At 68.0% G+C, this 13,578-nt stretch carries 23 protein-coding genes and 1 pseudogene; all 24 read right to left on the reverse strand.

The genetic code is table 11. From position 1 onward, the window contains the following. Positions 1–4: 4 nt before the first annotated feature. The 24 genes and pseudogenes from rplO to fusA all read right to left on the reverse strand — a co-directional run bounded on the left by rplO (position 5) and on the right by fusA (position 13,572). Positions 5–436 (reverse strand): 50S ribosomal protein L15, encoded by a 432-nt coding sequence (rplO, locus tag NITAL_RS01800; protein WP_052664382.1) that lies wholly within the window; start codon positions 434–436, stop codon positions 5–7. After that, the gene (rpmD, locus tag NITAL_RS01805; protein WP_052664383.1) at positions 433–624 is read right to left on the reverse strand and encodes a 50S ribosomal protein L30; all 192 of its coding nucleotides are present in this window, start codon (positions 622–624) and stop codon (positions 433–435) included. Before rpmD ends, rplO begins: the two co-directional genes overlap by 4 nt. Further along, positions 624–1,217 (reverse strand): 30S ribosomal protein S5, encoded by a 594-nt coding sequence (gene rpsE, locus NITAL_RS01810; protein ID WP_052664384.1) that lies wholly within the window; start codon positions 1,215–1,217, stop codon positions 624–626. Before rpsE ends, rpmD begins: the two co-directional genes overlap by 1 nt. Positions 1,218–1,245: 28 nt before the next feature. Next, positions 1,246–1,608, reverse strand: coding sequence for a 50S ribosomal protein L18 (gene rplR, locus NITAL_RS01815; RefSeq protein ID WP_052664385.1), 363 nt, complete (start codon positions 1,606–1,608; stop codon positions 1,246–1,248). 130 nt (positions 1,609–1,738) lie between these two features. Then, on the reverse strand, positions 1,739–2,281 hold the full coding sequence (rplF, locus tag NITAL_RS01820) for a 50S ribosomal protein L6 (RefSeq protein WP_052664386.1): 543 nt from the start codon (positions 2,279–2,281) through the stop codon (positions 1,739–1,741). Positions 2,282–2,291: 10 nt separating this feature from the next. Then, positions 2,292–2,690: a 30S ribosomal protein S8 gene (rpsH, locus tag NITAL_RS01825; protein WP_052664387.1), complete on the reverse strand. Its 399-nt coding sequence runs from the start codon at positions 2,688–2,690 to the stop codon at positions 2,292–2,294. A gap of 81 nt (positions 2,691–2,771) precedes the next feature. Further along, positions 2,772–2,957: a type Z 30S ribosomal protein S14 gene (locus tag NITAL_RS01830; protein WP_052664388.1), complete on the reverse strand. Its 186-nt coding sequence runs from the start codon at positions 2,955–2,957 to the stop codon at positions 2,772–2,774. Between the two features lies 1 nt (position 2,958). After that, positions 2,959–3,543 (reverse strand): 50S ribosomal protein L5, encoded by a 585-nt coding sequence (rplE, locus tag NITAL_RS01835; RefSeq protein WP_052664389.1) that lies wholly within the window; start codon positions 3,541–3,543, stop codon positions 2,959–2,961. A 106-nt stretch (positions 3,544–3,649) separates the two neighbouring features. Continuing rightward, positions 3,650–3,979: a 50S ribosomal protein L24 gene (gene rplX / locus NITAL_RS01840; RefSeq protein WP_052664390.1), complete on the reverse strand. Its 330-nt coding sequence runs from the start codon at positions 3,977–3,979 to the stop codon at positions 3,650–3,652. Next, positions 3,979–4,347 carry a 50S ribosomal protein L14 gene (rplN, locus tag NITAL_RS01845; protein WP_052664391.1) on the reverse strand — a complete coding sequence of 123 codons (369 nt, stop codon included), beginning with the start codon at positions 4,345–4,347 and terminating at the stop codon, positions 3,979–3,981. The genes rplX and rplN overlap by 1 nt, the downstream gene beginning before the upstream one ends. Before the next feature lie 79 nt (positions 4,348–4,426). Beyond that, positions 4,427–4,708 (reverse strand): 30S ribosomal protein S17, encoded by a 282-nt coding sequence (gene rpsQ, locus NITAL_RS01850; RefSeq protein ID WP_052664392.1) that lies wholly within the window; start codon positions 4,706–4,708, stop codon positions 4,427–4,429. Next, positions 4,705–4,929 carry a 50S ribosomal protein L29 gene (gene rpmC, locus NITAL_RS01855; RefSeq protein ID WP_157042125.1) on the reverse strand — a complete coding sequence of 75 codons (225 nt, stop codon included), beginning with the start codon at positions 4,927–4,929 and terminating at the stop codon, positions 4,705–4,707. Before rpmC ends, rpsQ begins: the two co-directional genes overlap by 4 nt. Continuing rightward, positions 4,929–5,351 carry a 50S ribosomal protein L16 gene (gene rplP / locus NITAL_RS01860; RefSeq protein ID WP_052664394.1) on the reverse strand — a complete coding sequence of 141 codons (423 nt, stop codon included), beginning with the start codon at positions 5,349–5,351 and terminating at the stop codon, positions 4,929–4,931. Before rplP ends, rpmC begins: the two co-directional genes overlap by 1 nt. After that, on the reverse strand, positions 5,351–5,557 hold the full coding sequence (locus tag NITAL_RS29485) for a hypothetical protein (protein WP_425413681.1): 207 nt from the start codon (positions 5,555–5,557) through the stop codon (positions 5,351–5,353). Before NITAL_RS29485 ends, rplP begins: the two co-directional genes overlap by 1 nt. A 61-nt stretch (positions 5,558–5,618) precedes the next feature. Beyond that, a pseudogene (gene rpsC, locus NITAL_RS29130) lies at positions 5,619–6,469 on the reverse strand (30S ribosomal protein S3); the annotation flags it as partial. Position 6,470: 1 nt separating this feature from the next. Further along, complete coding sequence (gene rplV, locus NITAL_RS01870) at positions 6,471–6,824, reverse strand: 50S ribosomal protein L22 (protein WP_083441128.1); 354 nt, start codon at positions 6,822–6,824, stop codon at positions 6,471–6,473. 39 nt (positions 6,825–6,863) lie between these two features. Beyond that, positions 6,864–7,151 (reverse strand): 30S ribosomal protein S19, encoded by a 288-nt coding sequence (gene rpsS, locus NITAL_RS01875; RefSeq protein WP_052664397.1) that lies wholly within the window; start codon positions 7,149–7,151, stop codon positions 6,864–6,866. A gap of 3 nt (positions 7,152–7,154) precedes the next feature. Further along, positions 7,155–7,985, reverse strand: a complete 831-nt coding sequence (rplB, locus tag NITAL_RS01880) for a 50S ribosomal protein L2 (protein ID WP_052664398.1) — start codon at positions 7,983–7,985, stop codon at positions 7,155–7,157. Between the two features lie 33 nt (positions 7,986–8,018). Continuing rightward, complete coding sequence (rplW, locus tag NITAL_RS01885; protein WP_052664399.1) at positions 8,019–8,309, reverse strand: 50S ribosomal protein L23; 291 nt, start codon at positions 8,307–8,309, stop codon at positions 8,019–8,021. After that, positions 8,306–9,016, reverse strand: coding sequence for a 50S ribosomal protein L4 (gene rplD, locus NITAL_RS01890; RefSeq protein WP_083441129.1), 711 nt, complete (start codon positions 9,014–9,016; stop codon positions 8,306–8,308). The genes rplW and rplD overlap by 4 nt, the downstream gene beginning before the upstream one ends. Continuing rightward, positions 9,016–9,678 carry a 50S ribosomal protein L3 gene (gene rplC, locus NITAL_RS01895; protein ID WP_052664400.1) on the reverse strand — a complete coding sequence of 221 codons (663 nt, stop codon included), beginning with the start codon at positions 9,676–9,678 and terminating at the stop codon, positions 9,016–9,018. Before rplC ends, rplD begins: the two co-directional genes overlap by 1 nt. Positions 9,679–9,760: 82 nt before the next feature. Beyond that, on the reverse strand, positions 9,761–10,072 hold the full coding sequence (gene rpsJ / locus NITAL_RS01900; RefSeq protein WP_052664401.1) for a 30S ribosomal protein S10: 312 nt from the start codon (positions 10,070–10,072) through the stop codon (positions 9,761–9,763). A gap of 87 nt (positions 10,073–10,159) precedes the next feature. Then, complete coding sequence (gene tuf / locus NITAL_RS01905) at positions 10,160–11,347, reverse strand: elongation factor Tu (protein ID WP_052664402.1); 1,188 nt, start codon at positions 11,345–11,347, stop codon at positions 10,160–10,162. Positions 11,348–11,451: 104 nt separating this feature from the next. Then, on the reverse strand, positions 11,452–13,572 hold the full coding sequence (fusA, locus tag NITAL_RS01910; RefSeq protein ID WP_052664403.1) for an elongation factor G: 2,121 nt from the start codon (positions 13,570–13,572) through the stop codon (positions 11,452–11,454). Between the last annotated feature and the right edge of the window lie 6 nt (positions 13,573–13,578).

Genomic DNA, 13,578 nt, shown 5'->3' on the forward strand with positions numbered 1-13,578 from the left:
CCCGTCAGTTGACGGAGCCCCCCGCGGCGGTGATCTTCTCGGCGGCGGTGGCCGAGATGGCGTCGACGGCGACGGTGAGCGACTTGGTGATGTCACCGTTGCCGAGGACCTTGACCGGCCCCTTGGCGCCGACGAGGCCCTTGGCCCGCAGTGTCTCGGGGGTCACCTCGTCGCCGGCCTCGAACGATGCGTCGAGCTTGGCGACGTTGATGACGTGGAAGTAGACCTTGTTCGGGTTGTTGAACCCGGGGGCCTTCGGCTGGCGCCGGATCATGGGCATCTGGCCGCCCTCGAACCCGGCCGGCACGGTGCCGCGCGCGCCCGTGCCCTTGGTGCCACGACCGGCGGTCTTGCCGCCCTTGCCGCGGTCACCACGACCGACGCGCTTCTTCTTGTGGGTGGAACCCTCTGCGGGCTTCAGGTGGTGAAGCTTCACGCGTCCACCTCCTCGAAGGTCACGAGGTGCGGCACCTTGCGGAGCATGCCGCGGATCTCTGGGCGGTCCGGCTGGGTCACGGTGTGGCGGATGCGCTTGAGCCCGAGGGAGCGCACGGTGTCGCGCTGGTCCTGGGGCCGACCGATGACCGACCGGGTCTGGGTGATGAGCAGGGTCTTTTCGGCCATCACTTGCCTCCGCGCATGGTCTCGAGCATCGCCTTGGGAGCGACGTCCTCGACGGCCTTGTCGCGCAGCGTGGCGATCTCGTGCGCCGACCGCTGGTCCTGCAGGCCCGCGATGGTGGCGTGCACGACGTTGATCGGGTTGGCGGTCCCGAGGGACTTGGCCAGCAGGTCGCTGATGCCGGCCGCCTCGATCACGGCGCGGACCGGACCACCGGCGATGACCCCGGTACCGGGCGCGGCGGGCTTGAGCATCACGCGACCGGCGCCGGCGCGGCCGACGACCGGGTGCACGATGGTGTTGCCCACCATCGGGACCTTGAAGAAGTTCTTCTTGGCCTCCTCGACGCCCTTCTGGATCGCCGACTGGACCTCCTTGGCCTTGCCGTGTCCGACGCCGACCATCCCCTTGCCGTCACCGACGACCACAAGGGCGGTGAACTGGAAGCGCCGACCACCCTTGACGACCTTGGAGACGCGGTTGATGGCGACGACGCGCTCGTCGAACTGCTCCTGCTGACGACCGCCGCCACGCTGGTTGTCGCGGCCTCGGCCGCGGCCCGGGCCGCCGCCTCCGCGGTTGTTGGGTCCTGCCATGATGAACTCCTCGAGTCGCGCTGTGGCGTCAGAACTGGAGACCGGCGTCGCGGGCACCCTCGGCGAGGGCGGCGACGCGGCCGGCGTAGCGGTTGCCACCACGGTCGAAGACCACGGTGGTGATGCCCTGCTCGACGGCGCGTTCACCGATGAGCTTGCCGACCTGGCGAGCGGCGTCGACCTTGCCGCCGTCCTCGCTGGTCTCGATGCCCGACTCGCGCGACGACGCGGCGACGAGGGTGCGTCCCTCGCGGTCGTCGATCAGCTGGGCGTAGATGTTGGTGTTGGAGCGGTAGACCGACAGACGCGGCTGCGTCGCGGTCCCGCTGATGCTCTTGCGGCTGCGCTGGTGACGGCGACGACGTGCGTCGCGCTTCCTGCTGGTCTTCATGGGTCGCTTCCTCGTATCTGCACCGGGGGCCGTGCTGCTGGCCACGTCTCGGTGCCCACGAGCCCGGACCGGACGGTCCGAGCGGCGGCACCGCCGCTGACGGCGGCACCGCTGGGGTGTGTCGGTCGGGCTAGCGCCCGGCGGCCTTCCCGGCCTTGCGGCGGATGACCTCGCCCTCGTACTTGATGCCCTTGCCCTTGTAGGGCTCCGGCGGGCGCACCTTGCGGATGTTGGCGGCGACCTGGCCGACGAGCACCTTGTCGATGCCGCTGACCTCGATGCGCGTGGGCTGGGGGACGTTGAACGAGATCCCCGAGGGAGCCTCGATCAGCACCGGGTGGCTGTAGCCGACCTGGAGCTCGACGTTCGAACCCTTGGCCGCGGCGCGGTACCCGACGCCGACCAGCTCGAGGTTCTTGGCGTAGCCGGCCGTGACACCTTCGATCATGTTCGCGATCAAGGTACGGCACAGCCCCCAGCGCGACCGGTGGACGCGCTCGGTGCCGTTCGGGGTCACCACGATGGCGCCGTCGTCGTCCTTGCTGAGCGAGACACCCTCGGGGAGGGTCTGCTCGAGCTCGCCCTTCGGGCCCTTCACGCGCACGCGAAGGCCCTCGAGCTGGACGTCGACACCGTCGGGGACGGGGACGGGGATCTTGCCGATGCGGGACATCGTTAGCTCCTCACCAGACGTAGGCGATGACTTCGCCGCCCACGCCAGCCCTGCGCGCGGAGCGGTCCGTCATCAGACCGTCGTTGGTGGACAGGATCGCGACGCCGAGGCCACCGAGGACGCGGGGGATCTCGTCGCGCTTGACGTACACCCGCAGCCCCGGCTTGGAGATGCGACGCAGGCCAGCGATCACGCGCTCACGGTTCGGGCCGTACTTCATGGTCACGTGGAGGGTGGGCTGCGGCGAGGTGTCCTCGACGCGGTACCCGGTGATGTAGCCCTCCTCCTCGAGGATCCTGGCGACGTTCACCTTGATCTTCGAGGACGGCATGCTGGTGGTGTCGTGGAACGCGATCGACGCGTTGCGGACGCGCGTCAGCATGTCCGCCACAGGGTCGGTCATGGTCATGGGTTCATCTCCTGGGGTTACCAACCTGTGGCTGGCACTTCCCGTTGGTCGCCCCGAGCTCGGGGCGCGGGGGGGACGCGGTTACCAGCTCGCCTTGCGGATCCCGGGGAGCTCACCGGCGTGGGCCATCTCGCGGAAGCAGACCCGGCACAGCTTGAAGCGCTTGAACACCGCGCGGGGTCGGCCGCAGCGGTCACAACGCGTGTAGTTCTGCACGTTGTACTTGGCGCCGCGCTTGGTCTGGACGATCTTGGAGGTCTTGGCCATGTCAGCTCTCCTGGCCCTTGGCGAACGGGAAGCCGTAGGCAGCGAGGAGGGCGGCGCCCTGCTCGTCGTTCTCGGCCGTGGTCACGACGGTGATGTCCATGCCGCGGACCGCGTCGATGTCGTCGTAGTCGATCTCGGGGAACACCAGCTGCTCGGTGAGCCCGAAGGTGAAGTTGCCGCGGCCGTCGAACTTGGCGTTGATGCCGCGGAAGTCACGGATACGGGGCAGCGCCACCGACAGCAGCCGGTCGAAGAACTCCCACATCCTGGCACCCCGGAGGGTGACCGAGACGCCGATGGGCATGCCCTCGCGCAGCTTGAAGGCGGCGATGGACTTGCGGGCACGGTTCACGCGGGGCTTCTGGCCGGTGATGATGGTCACGTCCCGGATGGCACCCTCGAGCGCCTTGCTGTCGTTGACCGCCTCGCCGAGACCGACGTTGACGACGATCTTCTCGAAGCGCGGGATCTGCATCACGTTGGCCAGCCCGAGCTCGTCCTTGAGGGCCGGCGCGATCTCGTCGCGGTAGCGGACCTTCAGGCGCGGCTCAGCGGGCGCCGTTGCGGTGGTCTCGGTGTCGCTCATGGTGTGTGTTCCTCTGGATGCCGGTGACTCGTCCTCGCCGACCTGTCGGTCGTGCGTGCGCCCTGGTCCCGGGCGTGCAGCGGCGGGCCTGCCGGACTCGGTTCGATCAGAACGTGGCGTCGCACTTCTTGCAGGCGCGGACCTTGGAGCGGCGGTCGCCCTCGGTCGCGTACATGTAACCGACGCGCGTGGCCTTGCCGCACGAGGGGCACACGGGCATCACGTTCGAGATGTGGACGGGAGCCTCGGTCTCGATGATGCCGCCCTCCTGGGCGCCACGACCGGTCTGCTGGATCCGCTGGTGCTTCTTGACGTAGTTCACGCCTTCGATGAGCACGCGGTCACGGTCGGTGAACAGCTTCACCACGCGGCCGGTCTTGCCCGCGTCCTTGCCAGCGATGACGGCGACCTGGTCGTCCTTGCGGATGCGATGCATCAGAGCACCTCCGGTGCCAGCGAGATGATCCTCATGAACTTGCCGTCGCGCAGCTCGCGGGCGACAGGTCCGAAGATGCGGGTCCCGCGGGGTGTGCCGTCCGGGCGGACGATCACGCACGCGTTGTCGTCGAAGCGCACGTAGCTGCCGTCGGGACGACGACGCTCCTTGGAGGTGCGCACCACGACGCAGCGCACCACCTCGCCCTTCTTGACGTTGGAGGCCGGGATGGCGTTCTTGACCGTGCCGACGAAGACGTCGCCGACCGAGGCGTAGCGCCGCCCGGACCCCCCGAGCACGCGGATGCACAGCACCTCACGGGCTCCGGAGTTGTCCGCGACCTTCAGCCGCGATTCCTGCTGGATCATGTCTTCTTCCTGCTTCTACTCGTCGTCTGATCGCGCCAGGACCTCCCGCGGGTGGCCGGGGCACGGCCACCCACCGGGCTCACTTGGCGCGCTCGACGACGGACTGGAGCCGCCAGCGCTTGAGCTTGGAGATCGGTCGCGTCTCGACGATGCGGACGGTGTCGCCGGTGCCCGCGTCGTTGTTCTCGTCGTGGACGTGGTACTTCTTGGAGACCTTCATCGACTTGCCGTAGAGCGGGTGGGTGGTGCGCCGCTCGACGCGGACGACGATGGTCTTGTCCTGGAGGTCGGAGACGACCACGCCCTGCCGCACCTTGCGGCTGGCGCGCTCCGATCCAACGGTGGTTGGGGTGTCGCTCATCGGGTGGTCTCCGCGTCGCTGGTCAGGGCGATCTCGCGCTCACGCATCACGGTGAGGACGCGGGCGATCTCGCGCTTGACCTGCTTGATACGTCGGGGGTCATCGAGCTGGCCGGTGACGATCTGGAAGCGGAGGTTGAACAGCTCCTCCTTGCCTTCCGCCAGCTTCTGGCGCAGCTCGTCGTCGGGCAGCTCGCGCAGCTCGGTCGCGGTCGTGGTCATCATTCGCCCCCATCTTCACGCTTGACGAACTTGGTCTTGACGGGGAGCTTGTGCGACGCCTTGCGCATCGCCTCGCGAGCGAGGTCCTCGTCGACGCCGGACAGCTCGAACATGATCCGGCCGGGCTTGACCGCCGCGACCCAGTGGTCGGGCGAGCCCTTCCCGGACCCCATGCGGGTCTCGAGTGGCTTCTTGGTGATGGCCCGGTCCGGGAACAGGGTGATCCGGACCTTGCCGCCACGCTTGATGGCGCGGGTGATGGCGATACGGGCCGACTCGATCTGACGTGCCGTGATCCAGCCGGGCGTGGTCGCCATCAGGCCGTAGTCACCGACGTAGACCTGCGTGTGGCCCTTGGACAGGCCCTTCAGCGGCCGCGGCCGGTGCTGCTTGCGGTGCTTGACGCGCTTCGGAGCCAGCATCAGCTGTCACCTTCCTTCGTCGCGTCACCCTCGGCCTGCTCGACCGACTCGGCCGGCTTCGCGGGGGTGTCATCGGCGGTGTCAGCCGCGGCCGGCGCCTCGGGGGCCGCGTCGGCGACGGGCTCGTCGATCGCCGCGTCCGTCGGGGCGTTGACCTCATGGGGCGCCTCGGGGGCGTCCTCGCCGGCGATCTGCTCGACCGGCATCGCACCCGACTGCGGCGGGGCGGACTCGGTCGTGGCGGGCGTGTCGGCGGTCTTCGGGGTCTGCCCGGTCTCGGTCACGCTGGCCGGAGCCGGCGCCGGAGCGTTGGAGGCGTCCGAGGCCGGAGCCTGCGGAGCGCGGGGCTTGGAGCCGACGCCGGTCGCCTTCTTGGCGATCGACGCGGCCTTGCGGGCGGACTTGCGACGCGGACGGTCGTCGACCGGGCGGCCCTCGGCCAGCGCACGGGCGCGGTCCATGGCGCGCTGTGCCTCGGCCTCCTCGCCGGAGCCGATCTGGTCACCGGTGTAGACCCAGACCTTGACGCCGATGCGACCGAAGGTGGTGCGCGCCTCGTCGAAGCCGTAGTCGACCTTCGCCCGCAGGGTGTGCAGCGGGACGCGGCCCTCGCGGTACCACTCGGTGCGGCTCATCTCCGCGCCGCCGAGGCGACCGGACACCTGGATGCGGATGCCCTTCGCGCCGGCCTTCATCGCCGACTGGACCGCACGTCGCATCGCCCGCCGGAACGAGACCCGGCCGCGCAGCTGCTCGGCCACGTTGTAGGCCACGACCTGCGCGTCGAGCTCGGGGTTCTTGATCTCGATGATGTTGAGCTTGACCTTCTTGCCGGTCAGCTTCTCGAGACCACCGCGGATCGCGTCGGCTTCGGACCCACGACGACCGATGACGATGCCGGGGCGCTGCGCCTGGACGCTGACCTCGACGTTGTCACGGGTGCGGGTGATGTCGATGCGCGAGACGCCAGCGTGACGCACGCGGGTCCGGATGTGCTTGCGCACCCGGTCGTCCTCGTGGAGGTACGCGGCGTACTCCTTCTTGTCCGCGATCCACTTGGACTTCCAGTCCGTGGTGACGCCGAGGCGGAAGCCGTACGGGTTGACCTTCTGTCCCATGTCAGTTCTCCTCCGCGGGCGTGACCACGACGGTGATGTGGCTGGTCCGCTTCCGGATGCGGTACGCCCTGCCGAGCGCGCGCGGCTGGTAGCGCTTGAGGGTCGGACCCTCGTCGGCGAACGCGGTGTGCACGATCAGCTCGTCCGGGTCGAGCTCGTCGTTGTTCTCCGCGTTGGCGACCGCCGAGTTCAGCACCTTCAGCAACGGCTTGGAGGCCGCGACCTTCTCGCTGAACTGGAGGACGCGCTGCGCCTCGCCGACCGGAAGGCCGACGATCAGTGGCGTGAGCTGGCGGACCTTGTACGGCGAGACGCGCACGTACTTGGCGGTCGCCTTGACCTTGGTGATCACGATGGGACTCCTCGGAACGTGTGCGTCCCGTGTGTCGCGGTACTAGCGACGCTTCTTGGCGGCCTGCTTCTCGCCAGCGCCGCCCCACTTGATGGCGCGGGTGGGGGCGAACTCGCCGAGCTTGTGGCCGACCATCGACTCGGTGACGTAGACGGGCACGTGCTTCTGCCCGTCGTGCACCGCGATCGTGTGACCGACCATCTCCGGGAAGATGGTGGAACGGCGCGACCAGGTCTTGATGACGCGGTGCTCGCCAGCCTCGTTCTGCGCGTCCACCTTCTTCATGAGGTGGTCGTCGACGAACGGGCCCTTCTTCAGGCTGCGTGGCATAGGTCAGCGCCTCCGGTTCTTGCCGCGACGGCGGATGATGTACTGGTCGGACGACTTGGCCTTGCGGGTCCGACGCTCGGGGTTGCCCCAGGGGTCGACGGGGTGCCGACCTCCGGAGGTCTTGCCCTCACCACCACCGAGGGGGTGGTCGACGGGGTTCATCGCCACACCGCGGGTCTGAGGACGCTGGCCCTTCCAACGGGTACGACCGGCCTTGCCGAGCTTGATCAGCTCGTGCTCCTCGTTGCCGACCGAGCCGATGGTCGCGCGGCACCGGGCGTCCACCAGCCGGATCTCACCGGAGGGCAGCCGCAGCGCGGCCATCTTGCCCTCCTTGGCGAGCAGCTGGATCGCGGTTCCCGCGGACCGACCGAGCTTGGCGCCACCCTCGGGCCGGAGCTCCACGGCGTGCACCGTGGTTCCGACCGGGATGTTGGCCAGCGCCTTGGCGTTGCCGATCCGGATGTCGGCATCGGGGCCCGACTCGACGATCTGCCCGACCCGCAGGTTGCGGGGCGCGAGGATGTAGCGCTTCTCGCCGTCGTGGTAGTGGAGCAGCGCGATCCGCGCGGAGCGGTTCGGGTCGTACTCCACCGCGGCGACCGTCGCGGGGACGGCGTCCTTGTCGCGGCGGAAGTCGATGACCCGGTACTTGCGCTTGTGCCCACCACCGCGGTGACGGCTGGTGATGCGCCCGTGGACGTTGCGGCCCGCCTTCTTGGGCAGGGGCGCCAGCAGCGACTTCTCCGGCGTCGATCGGGTGATCGTCGCGAAGTCGCTGACGGACGCACCGCGGCGTGCGGGCGACGTCGGCTTGAACTTACGGATGGCCATGAGGAGTGCCTCTGTGGTCCTGGTCGACGGGGGCTAGAGCCCTGCGTCGAACAGCTCGATCTCGTCACCGGGCGCGAGGGTCACGATCGCCCGCTTGGTGTCGGGACGCTTGCCGACGATGAGCCCGCGGCGCTTGCGCTTGCCGGTGCGGTTCATCGTGTTCACGTTGGTGACGCGGACGTCGAAGATGGTCTCGATCGCCTGCTTGATCTCGGTCTTGTTGCTCCGCGGGTCGACGACGAAGGTGTACTTGCCCTCGTCGAGGAGCCCGTAGGTCTTCTCGGAGATGACCGGCTTGAAGATGATGTCGCGGGGGTCCTTCACTTGGCGACCTCCGTCGTCTGCGTGCTCGCTTCGCTGCGCTCGACCGTCTCGGTCTCGTCAGCCGTCGGGGTGCTCGAACGCCGGCCGGTGCCGATCAGCTCGAGCGCGGCCTCGTCGAACACCACCACGTCGCTGCGGAGCACGTCGTAGGTGTTGAGCTGGTCGACGGTCAGGGTGTGCACCGTCGGCAGGTTGCGGAAGGAGCGGAAGGTCGGCTGGTGCAGGTCGGCGAGGACCACCAGCACGCGCCTGACGTCCCCGTGCCCGAGGGCACCGAGAGCGGCGACGGCGTCGCGGGTCTTGGGGGCCTCGAAGGCGAGGTCCCGGACGACCGTGACGGCACCGAGGTTGGCGCGGTCGGTCAGCGCGGAGCGCAGGGCCGCACGCTTGACCTTCTTGTTGACCCGCTGCGCCCAGTTGGAGGGGGTGCGCCCGTGGGCGACCCCACCGCCGACCCACTGCGGCGAGCGGATCGAACCCTGGCGGGCGCGGCCGGTGCCCTTCTGGCGGAAGGGCTTGGCGCCACCACCGGCGACCTCGGCGCGGGTCTTGGTCTTGTGGGTCCCCTGGCGGGCGGCCGCGAGCTGCGCGGTCACCACCTGGTGCATGACGGGGACGTTGACCTCGCCGCTGAACCAGGCGTCCGGCAGGTCGACGGTGCCGACCTTCGAACCCTGGAGGTCCATGACATCGAGCGAGACGGACATCAGCTCTCACCACCCTGGGTCGCCGTGGCGCGGGCCTTGACGGCGTTGCGCACGAGGACCACGGACCCATCGGGGCCGGGGACGGCGCCCGAGACCAGCAGCAGCCCGTGCTCGGTGTCGGTCGACACGACCTTGAGGTTCTGGATCGTGACGCGATCGCCACCCATACGACCCGCCATCCGCATGCCCTTGAAGGTGCGGCCCGGCGTGGCGCAGGCGCCGACGGCGCCCGGGTGACGGTTCTTCTTCTTGACGCCGTGGCCGTCGCCCATGCCGCGGAAGTTGTGCCGCTTCATGACGCCGGCGTAGCCCTTGCCCTTGCTGGTGCCGGTCACGTCGATCTCCTCGCCGGCGGCGAAGGCATCGACGGTCACGGTCGACCCGACCTCGGGCAGCTCGTCACCCTCGGCGAGACGGATCTCGACGAGGACCTTGGCCGAGTCGATCCCCGCCTTGGCGAGGTGACCGGCGGCCGGCTTGTTGACGTGCTTCTTGGTGCCGTAGGCGAGCTGGACGGCGGTGTAGCCGTCCGTCTCGGGGGTCTTGACCTGGGTGACGGTGCAGGGACCTGCCTGCACGACCGTCACGGGCACGACGCGGTGTTCATCGTCGAACACCTGCGTCATCCCGAGCTTCACCCCCAGGATGCCCTTGGAAGCCATGGTCGTTCCTCTCAGCGTTCTGCGTGGCGCGCCGTGGCGCGGGACCTGCGCGAGTACCCCGATGGTGGGGTGCTCGTCGGTCTCAGAGCTTGATCTCGATGTCGACGCCCGCCGGGAGCGACAGACCCATCAGCTTGTCGATGGTCTTCTGCGTCGGCTGGTGGATGTCGATGAGGCGCTTGTGCGTCCGCATCTCGAAGTGCTCGCGCGAGTCCTTGTACTTGTGGGGCGAACGGATCACGCACCACACGTTGCGCTCGGTCGGCAGCGGCACCGGACCGGTGACGTGCGCGCCCGTGGCCTCGACGGTGTCGACGATCTCGCGTGCGGATCGATCGAGGACCTCGTGGTCGTAGGCCTTGAGGCGGATCCGGATCTTCTGGTCAGCAGCCATGTCTCTCTTCTTCGCTCGCCGCAACGGGGCGGACCGTGAGTTGCCCGACACCCGAAGCGGAGCTGCTTCGACGTCTGTGGCAGCGGCTCAGTTGGTGATCTTGGTGACGCGACCGGCACCGACGGTCCGACCACCCTCACGGATGGCGAACTTCAGACCCTCGTCCATCGCGATCGGCTGGATCAGCTCCACCGACATCTCGGTGTTGTCACCCGGCATCACCATCTCCACACCATCGGGAAGCGTGACCGAACCGGTCACATCCGTGGTCCGGAAGTAGAACTGCGGCCGGTAGTTGTTGAAGAACGGCGTGTGACGACCACCCTCCTCCTTGGAGAGCACGTACACCTGCGCCTCGAACCCCGTGTGCGGCGTGATCGACCCCGGCGCCGCCAGCACCTGACCGCGCTCGATCTCCTCACGCTTGGTCCCACGCAGCAAGATGCCCACGTTGTCACCAGCCATGCCCTCATCGAGCAGCTTGCGGAACATCTCCACACCCGTGACCGTGGTCGAGGTCGTGTCCTTCAGACCGATGATCTCCACGGTGTCACCCACGTTGATCTTGCCGCCCTCGATCCGACCCGTGGCCACCGTCCCACGCCCCGTGATCGAGAACACATCCTCGACCGGCATGATGAACGGCTTGTCCAGCGCCCGCTCCGGCTCCTCGAAGAACTCATCCACCGCCGCCATCAACTCCACGACCTTGGACTCGTACTCCGCATCACCCTCCAGCGCCTTGAGCGCCGAGACCCGCACCACCGGCGTGTCATCACCAGGGAAGTCGTAGGAGTCCAACAGCTCACGGACCTCCATCTCCACCAGCTCGAGCAGCTCCTCATCATCGACCATGTCGACCTTGTTCAGCGCCACCAGCAGCTTCGGGACACCCACCTGACGCGCGAGCAGCACGTGCTCACGGGTCTGAGGCATCGGACCATCCGCAGCCGACACCACCAGGATCGCGCCATCCATCTGCGCCGCACCCGTGATCATGTTCTTGACGTAGTCCGCGTGACCCGGCGCATCCACGTGCGCGTAGTGCCGGTTATCGGTCTCGTACTCCACGTGAGACACGTTGATCGTGATCCCCCGCTCACGCTCCTCCGGCGCCTTGTCGATCGCATCGAACGCCATCGACTGCACGTTCGGGTTGTTCTTCGCCAGAACGTTCGTGATCGCCGCCGTCAACGTCGTCTTCCCGTGATCGACGTGACCGATCGTGCCGATGTTCATGTGCGGCTTGGTCCGCTCGAACTTCTCCTTGGCCATCTCGGGCCCTCCTCAGGTGTCGCGCGCCGGCGTCGGCGGGTGGTGTGCGTGGGGTCGGTCGGGTCGGTCCGGGGACCGGAAGCTGGGTCCGTGGGACCCGGAGGTCACTCGCCGCGGACCTTCGCGACGATCTCCTCCTGGATGTTGGTCGGGGCCGGCTCGTAGGCGCCGAACTGCATCGTGTAGCTGGCCCGACCCTGGGTCGCCGAGCGCAGGTCGGTGGAGTAGCCGAACATCTCCGAGAGCGGGACGCGGGCCTTGACCACGAGCGCGTTGCCTCGCGTCTCCTGGCCCTGGATCATCCCGCGGCGCCCGGAGAGGTCGCCCATCACGTCACCGAGGTAGTCGTCGGGGGTCACGACCTCGACGTCCATGACCGGTTCGAGCAGCTGGATGCCGGCCTTGCGGGCGGCTTCCTTGATCGCCATCGAACCGGCGATCTTGAACGCCATCTCGGAGGAGTCGACGTCGTGGTAGCTGCCGTCGACCAGGGTGACCCGGACGTCGACCATGGGGTAGCCGGCGAGGATGCCCGAGCCCATGGCCTCCTGGATGCCCTGGTTGACCGAGCCGATGTACTCCTTGGGGATGGAGCCACCGACGGTCTTGTTGTCGAAGTAGTAGAAGTCGTCCGCCTCGAGCTCGAGCTCGGCCTTCATCTCCTCGGTGAGCGGCTCGACGTCGATGACCACGTGGCCGTACTGGCCGCGACCACCGGACTGACGGGCGTACTTGAGGTCGACCTTCTCGACGCGCTTCTTGACCATCTCGCGGTAGGCGACCTGCGGCCGACCGACGTTGGCCTCGACCTTGAACTCACGCATGAGCCGGTCGACGATGATCTCGAGGTGCAGCTCGCCCTGGCCACCGATGAGGGTCTGGCCGGTCTCGTCGTCGGTCTTGACGCGGAAGGAGGGGTCCTCCTCGGCCAGCTTCTGGAGCGCCGTGGAGAGCTTGTCCTGGTCGGTCTTGGTCTTCGGCTCGATCGCGATCTCGATGACGGGCTTCGGGAACTCCATCCGCTCGAGGATGATCGGGGCCTCGGCGGTGGTGATGGTGTCACCGGTGGTCGTGTTCTTCAGGCCCGCCAGCGCGATGATGTCGCCGGTCATGCACGCGTCGCAGTCCTCACGCGAGTTGGCGTGCATCTGCAGCATGCGACCGACACGCTGCTTGGCGTCCTTGGTCACGTTGACGACCTGGGAGCCGGTCTCGAGCGTGCCGGAGTACACCCGGGCGAAGGTCAGGGTGCCGACGTAGGGGTCGGTCATGACCTTGAAGGCCAGCGCGGAGAACGGCGCGTCGTCGGAGGCCTCGCGGGTGTCGGGCTCACCGGACTTGGGGTTGACGCCCTTGACCGGCGGCACGTCGAGCGGCGAGGGCAGGTAGTCGACGACCGCGTCGAGCAGCGTCTGCACGCCCTTGTTCTTGAAGGCCGACCCACAGAAGACCGGGACGACCTGGTTGTTCAGGACGGCCTTGCGCAGACCCGACTTGATCTGGTCGACGGTCAGCTCGCCGTGCTCGAAGAAGTGCTCGAGGAGGTCCTCGTCGGTCTCGGCGACCTTCTCCATGAGCTCGGCGCGGTAGATCTCGGCGTCGGACTTGAGGTCCTCGGGGACCGGGACCTCCTTGAAGGAGGCACCGAGGTCCTCGCCCTCCCAGACGATGCCCTTCATCTCGACCAGGTCGACCACGCCCTGGAGGTCGCCCTCGAGGCCGATCGGGATCTGGGCGCGGACGGCGTTCGGGGTCAGCCGGTCCTTGATGGAGTCGAACGAGTAGTCGAACGACGCACCGGTGCGGTCGAGCTTGTTGACGAAGCAGATCCGCGGCACGCCGTACTTGTCGGCCTGGCGCCAGACGGTCTCGGACTGCGGCTCCACGCCGGCGACCCCGTCGAACACGGTGACCGCACCGTCGAGCACGCGCAGGGAACGTTCGACCTCGATGGTGAAGTCGACGTGACCGGGGGTGTCGATGATGTTGATCGTCGTGTCGTGCCACTTGGTGGTGGTGGCAGCCGACGTGATGGTGATCCCGCGCTCCTGCTCCTGCTCCATCCAGTCCATCGTCGCGGCACCGTCGTGCACCTCACCGATCTTGTAGGTGCGACCGGTGTAGTAGAGGATGCGCTCGGTGGTGGTGGTCTTGCCCGCGTCGATGTGAGCCATGATCCCGATGTTGCGCAGGTGCTCGAGCTTCACGGTCCGCTTGACGGCCATCTGGAA

This window comes from Nitriliruptor alkaliphilus DSM 45188 (genome assembly GCF_000969705.1).
Lineage (GTDB): Bacteria > Actinomycetota > Nitriliruptoria > Nitriliruptorales > Nitriliruptoraceae > Nitriliruptor > Nitriliruptor alkaliphilus.

What these genes read in the sequence shown, in the direction of transcription:
- rplX (WP_052664390.1), bottom strand. Translation starts at nt 3,979, where the DNA reads ATGCATCGCATCCGCAAGGACGACCAGGTCGCCGTCATCGCTGGCAAG.
- fusA (WP_052664403.1), bottom strand. Translation starts at nt 13,572, where the DNA reads ATGGCCGTCAAGCGGACCGTGAAGCTCGAGCACCTGCGCAACATCGGG.
- rpsE (WP_052664384.1), bottom strand. Translation starts at nt 1,217, where the DNA reads ATGGCAGGACCCAACAACCGCGGAGGCGGCGGCCCGGGCCGCGGCCGA.
- rpmD (WP_052664383.1), bottom strand. Translation starts at nt 624, where the DNA reads ATGGCCGAAAAGACCCTGCTCATCACCCAGACCCGGTCGGTCATCGGT.
- rpmC (WP_157042125.1), bottom strand. Translation starts at nt 4,929, where the DNA reads ATGACCACGACCGCGACCGAGCTGCGCGAGCTGCCCGACGACGAGCTG.
- rpsQ (WP_052664392.1), bottom strand. Translation starts at nt 4,708, where the DNA reads ATGAGCGACACCCCAACCACCGTTGGATCGGAGCGCGCCAGCCGCAAG.
- rpsS (WP_052664397.1), bottom strand. Translation starts at nt 7,151, where the DNA reads ATGCCACGCAGCCTGAAGAAGGGCCCGTTCGTCGACGACCACCTCATG.
- NITAL_RS01830 (WP_052664388.1), bottom strand. Translation starts at nt 2,957, where the DNA reads ATGGCCAAGACCTCCAAGATCGTCCAGACCAAGCGCGGCGCCAAGTAC.
- rpsH (WP_052664387.1), bottom strand. Translation starts at nt 2,690, where the DNA reads ATGACCATGACCGACCCTGTGGCGGACATGCTGACGCGCGTCCGCAAC.
- rplP (WP_052664394.1), bottom strand. Translation starts at nt 5,351, where the DNA reads ATGCTGGCTCCGAAGCGCGTCAAGCACCGCAAGCAGCACCGGCCGCGG.
- NITAL_RS29485 (WP_425413681.1), bottom strand. Translation starts at nt 5,557, where the DNA reads ATGCCGGTCGAGCAGATCGCCGGCGAGGACGCCCCCGAGGCGCCCCAT.
- rplE (WP_052664389.1), bottom strand. Translation starts at nt 3,543, where the DNA reads ATGAGCGACACCGAGACCACCGCAACGGCGCCCGCTGAGCCGCGCCTG.
- tuf (WP_052664402.1), bottom strand. Translation starts at nt 11,347, where the DNA reads ATGGCCAAGGAGAAGTTCGAGCGGACCAAGCCGCACATGAACATCGGC.
- rplR (WP_052664385.1), bottom strand. Translation starts at nt 1,608, where the DNA reads ATGAAGACCAGCAGGAAGCGCGACGCACGTCGTCGCCGTCACCAGCGC.
- rplF (WP_052664386.1), bottom strand. Translation starts at nt 2,281, where the DNA reads ATGTCCCGCATCGGCAAGATCCCCGTCCCCGTCCCCGACGGTGTCGAC.
- rplC (WP_052664400.1), bottom strand. Translation starts at nt 9,678, where the DNA reads ATGGCTTCCAAGGGCATCCTGGGGGTGAAGCTCGGGATGACGCAGGTG.
- rplN (WP_052664391.1), bottom strand. Translation starts at nt 4,347, where the DNA reads ATGATCCAGCAGGAATCGCGGCTGAAGGTCGCGGACAACTCCGGAGCC.
- rpsJ (WP_052664401.1), bottom strand. Translation starts at nt 10,072, where the DNA reads ATGGCTGCTGACCAGAAGATCCGGATCCGCCTCAAGGCCTACGACCAC.
- rplB (WP_052664398.1), bottom strand. Translation starts at nt 7,985, where the DNA reads ATGGCCATCCGTAAGTTCAAGCCGACGTCGCCCGCACGCCGCGGTGCG.
- rplD (WP_083441129.1), bottom strand. Translation starts at nt 9,016, where the DNA reads ATGTCCGTCTCGCTCGATGTCATGGACCTCCAGGGTTCGAAGGTCGGC.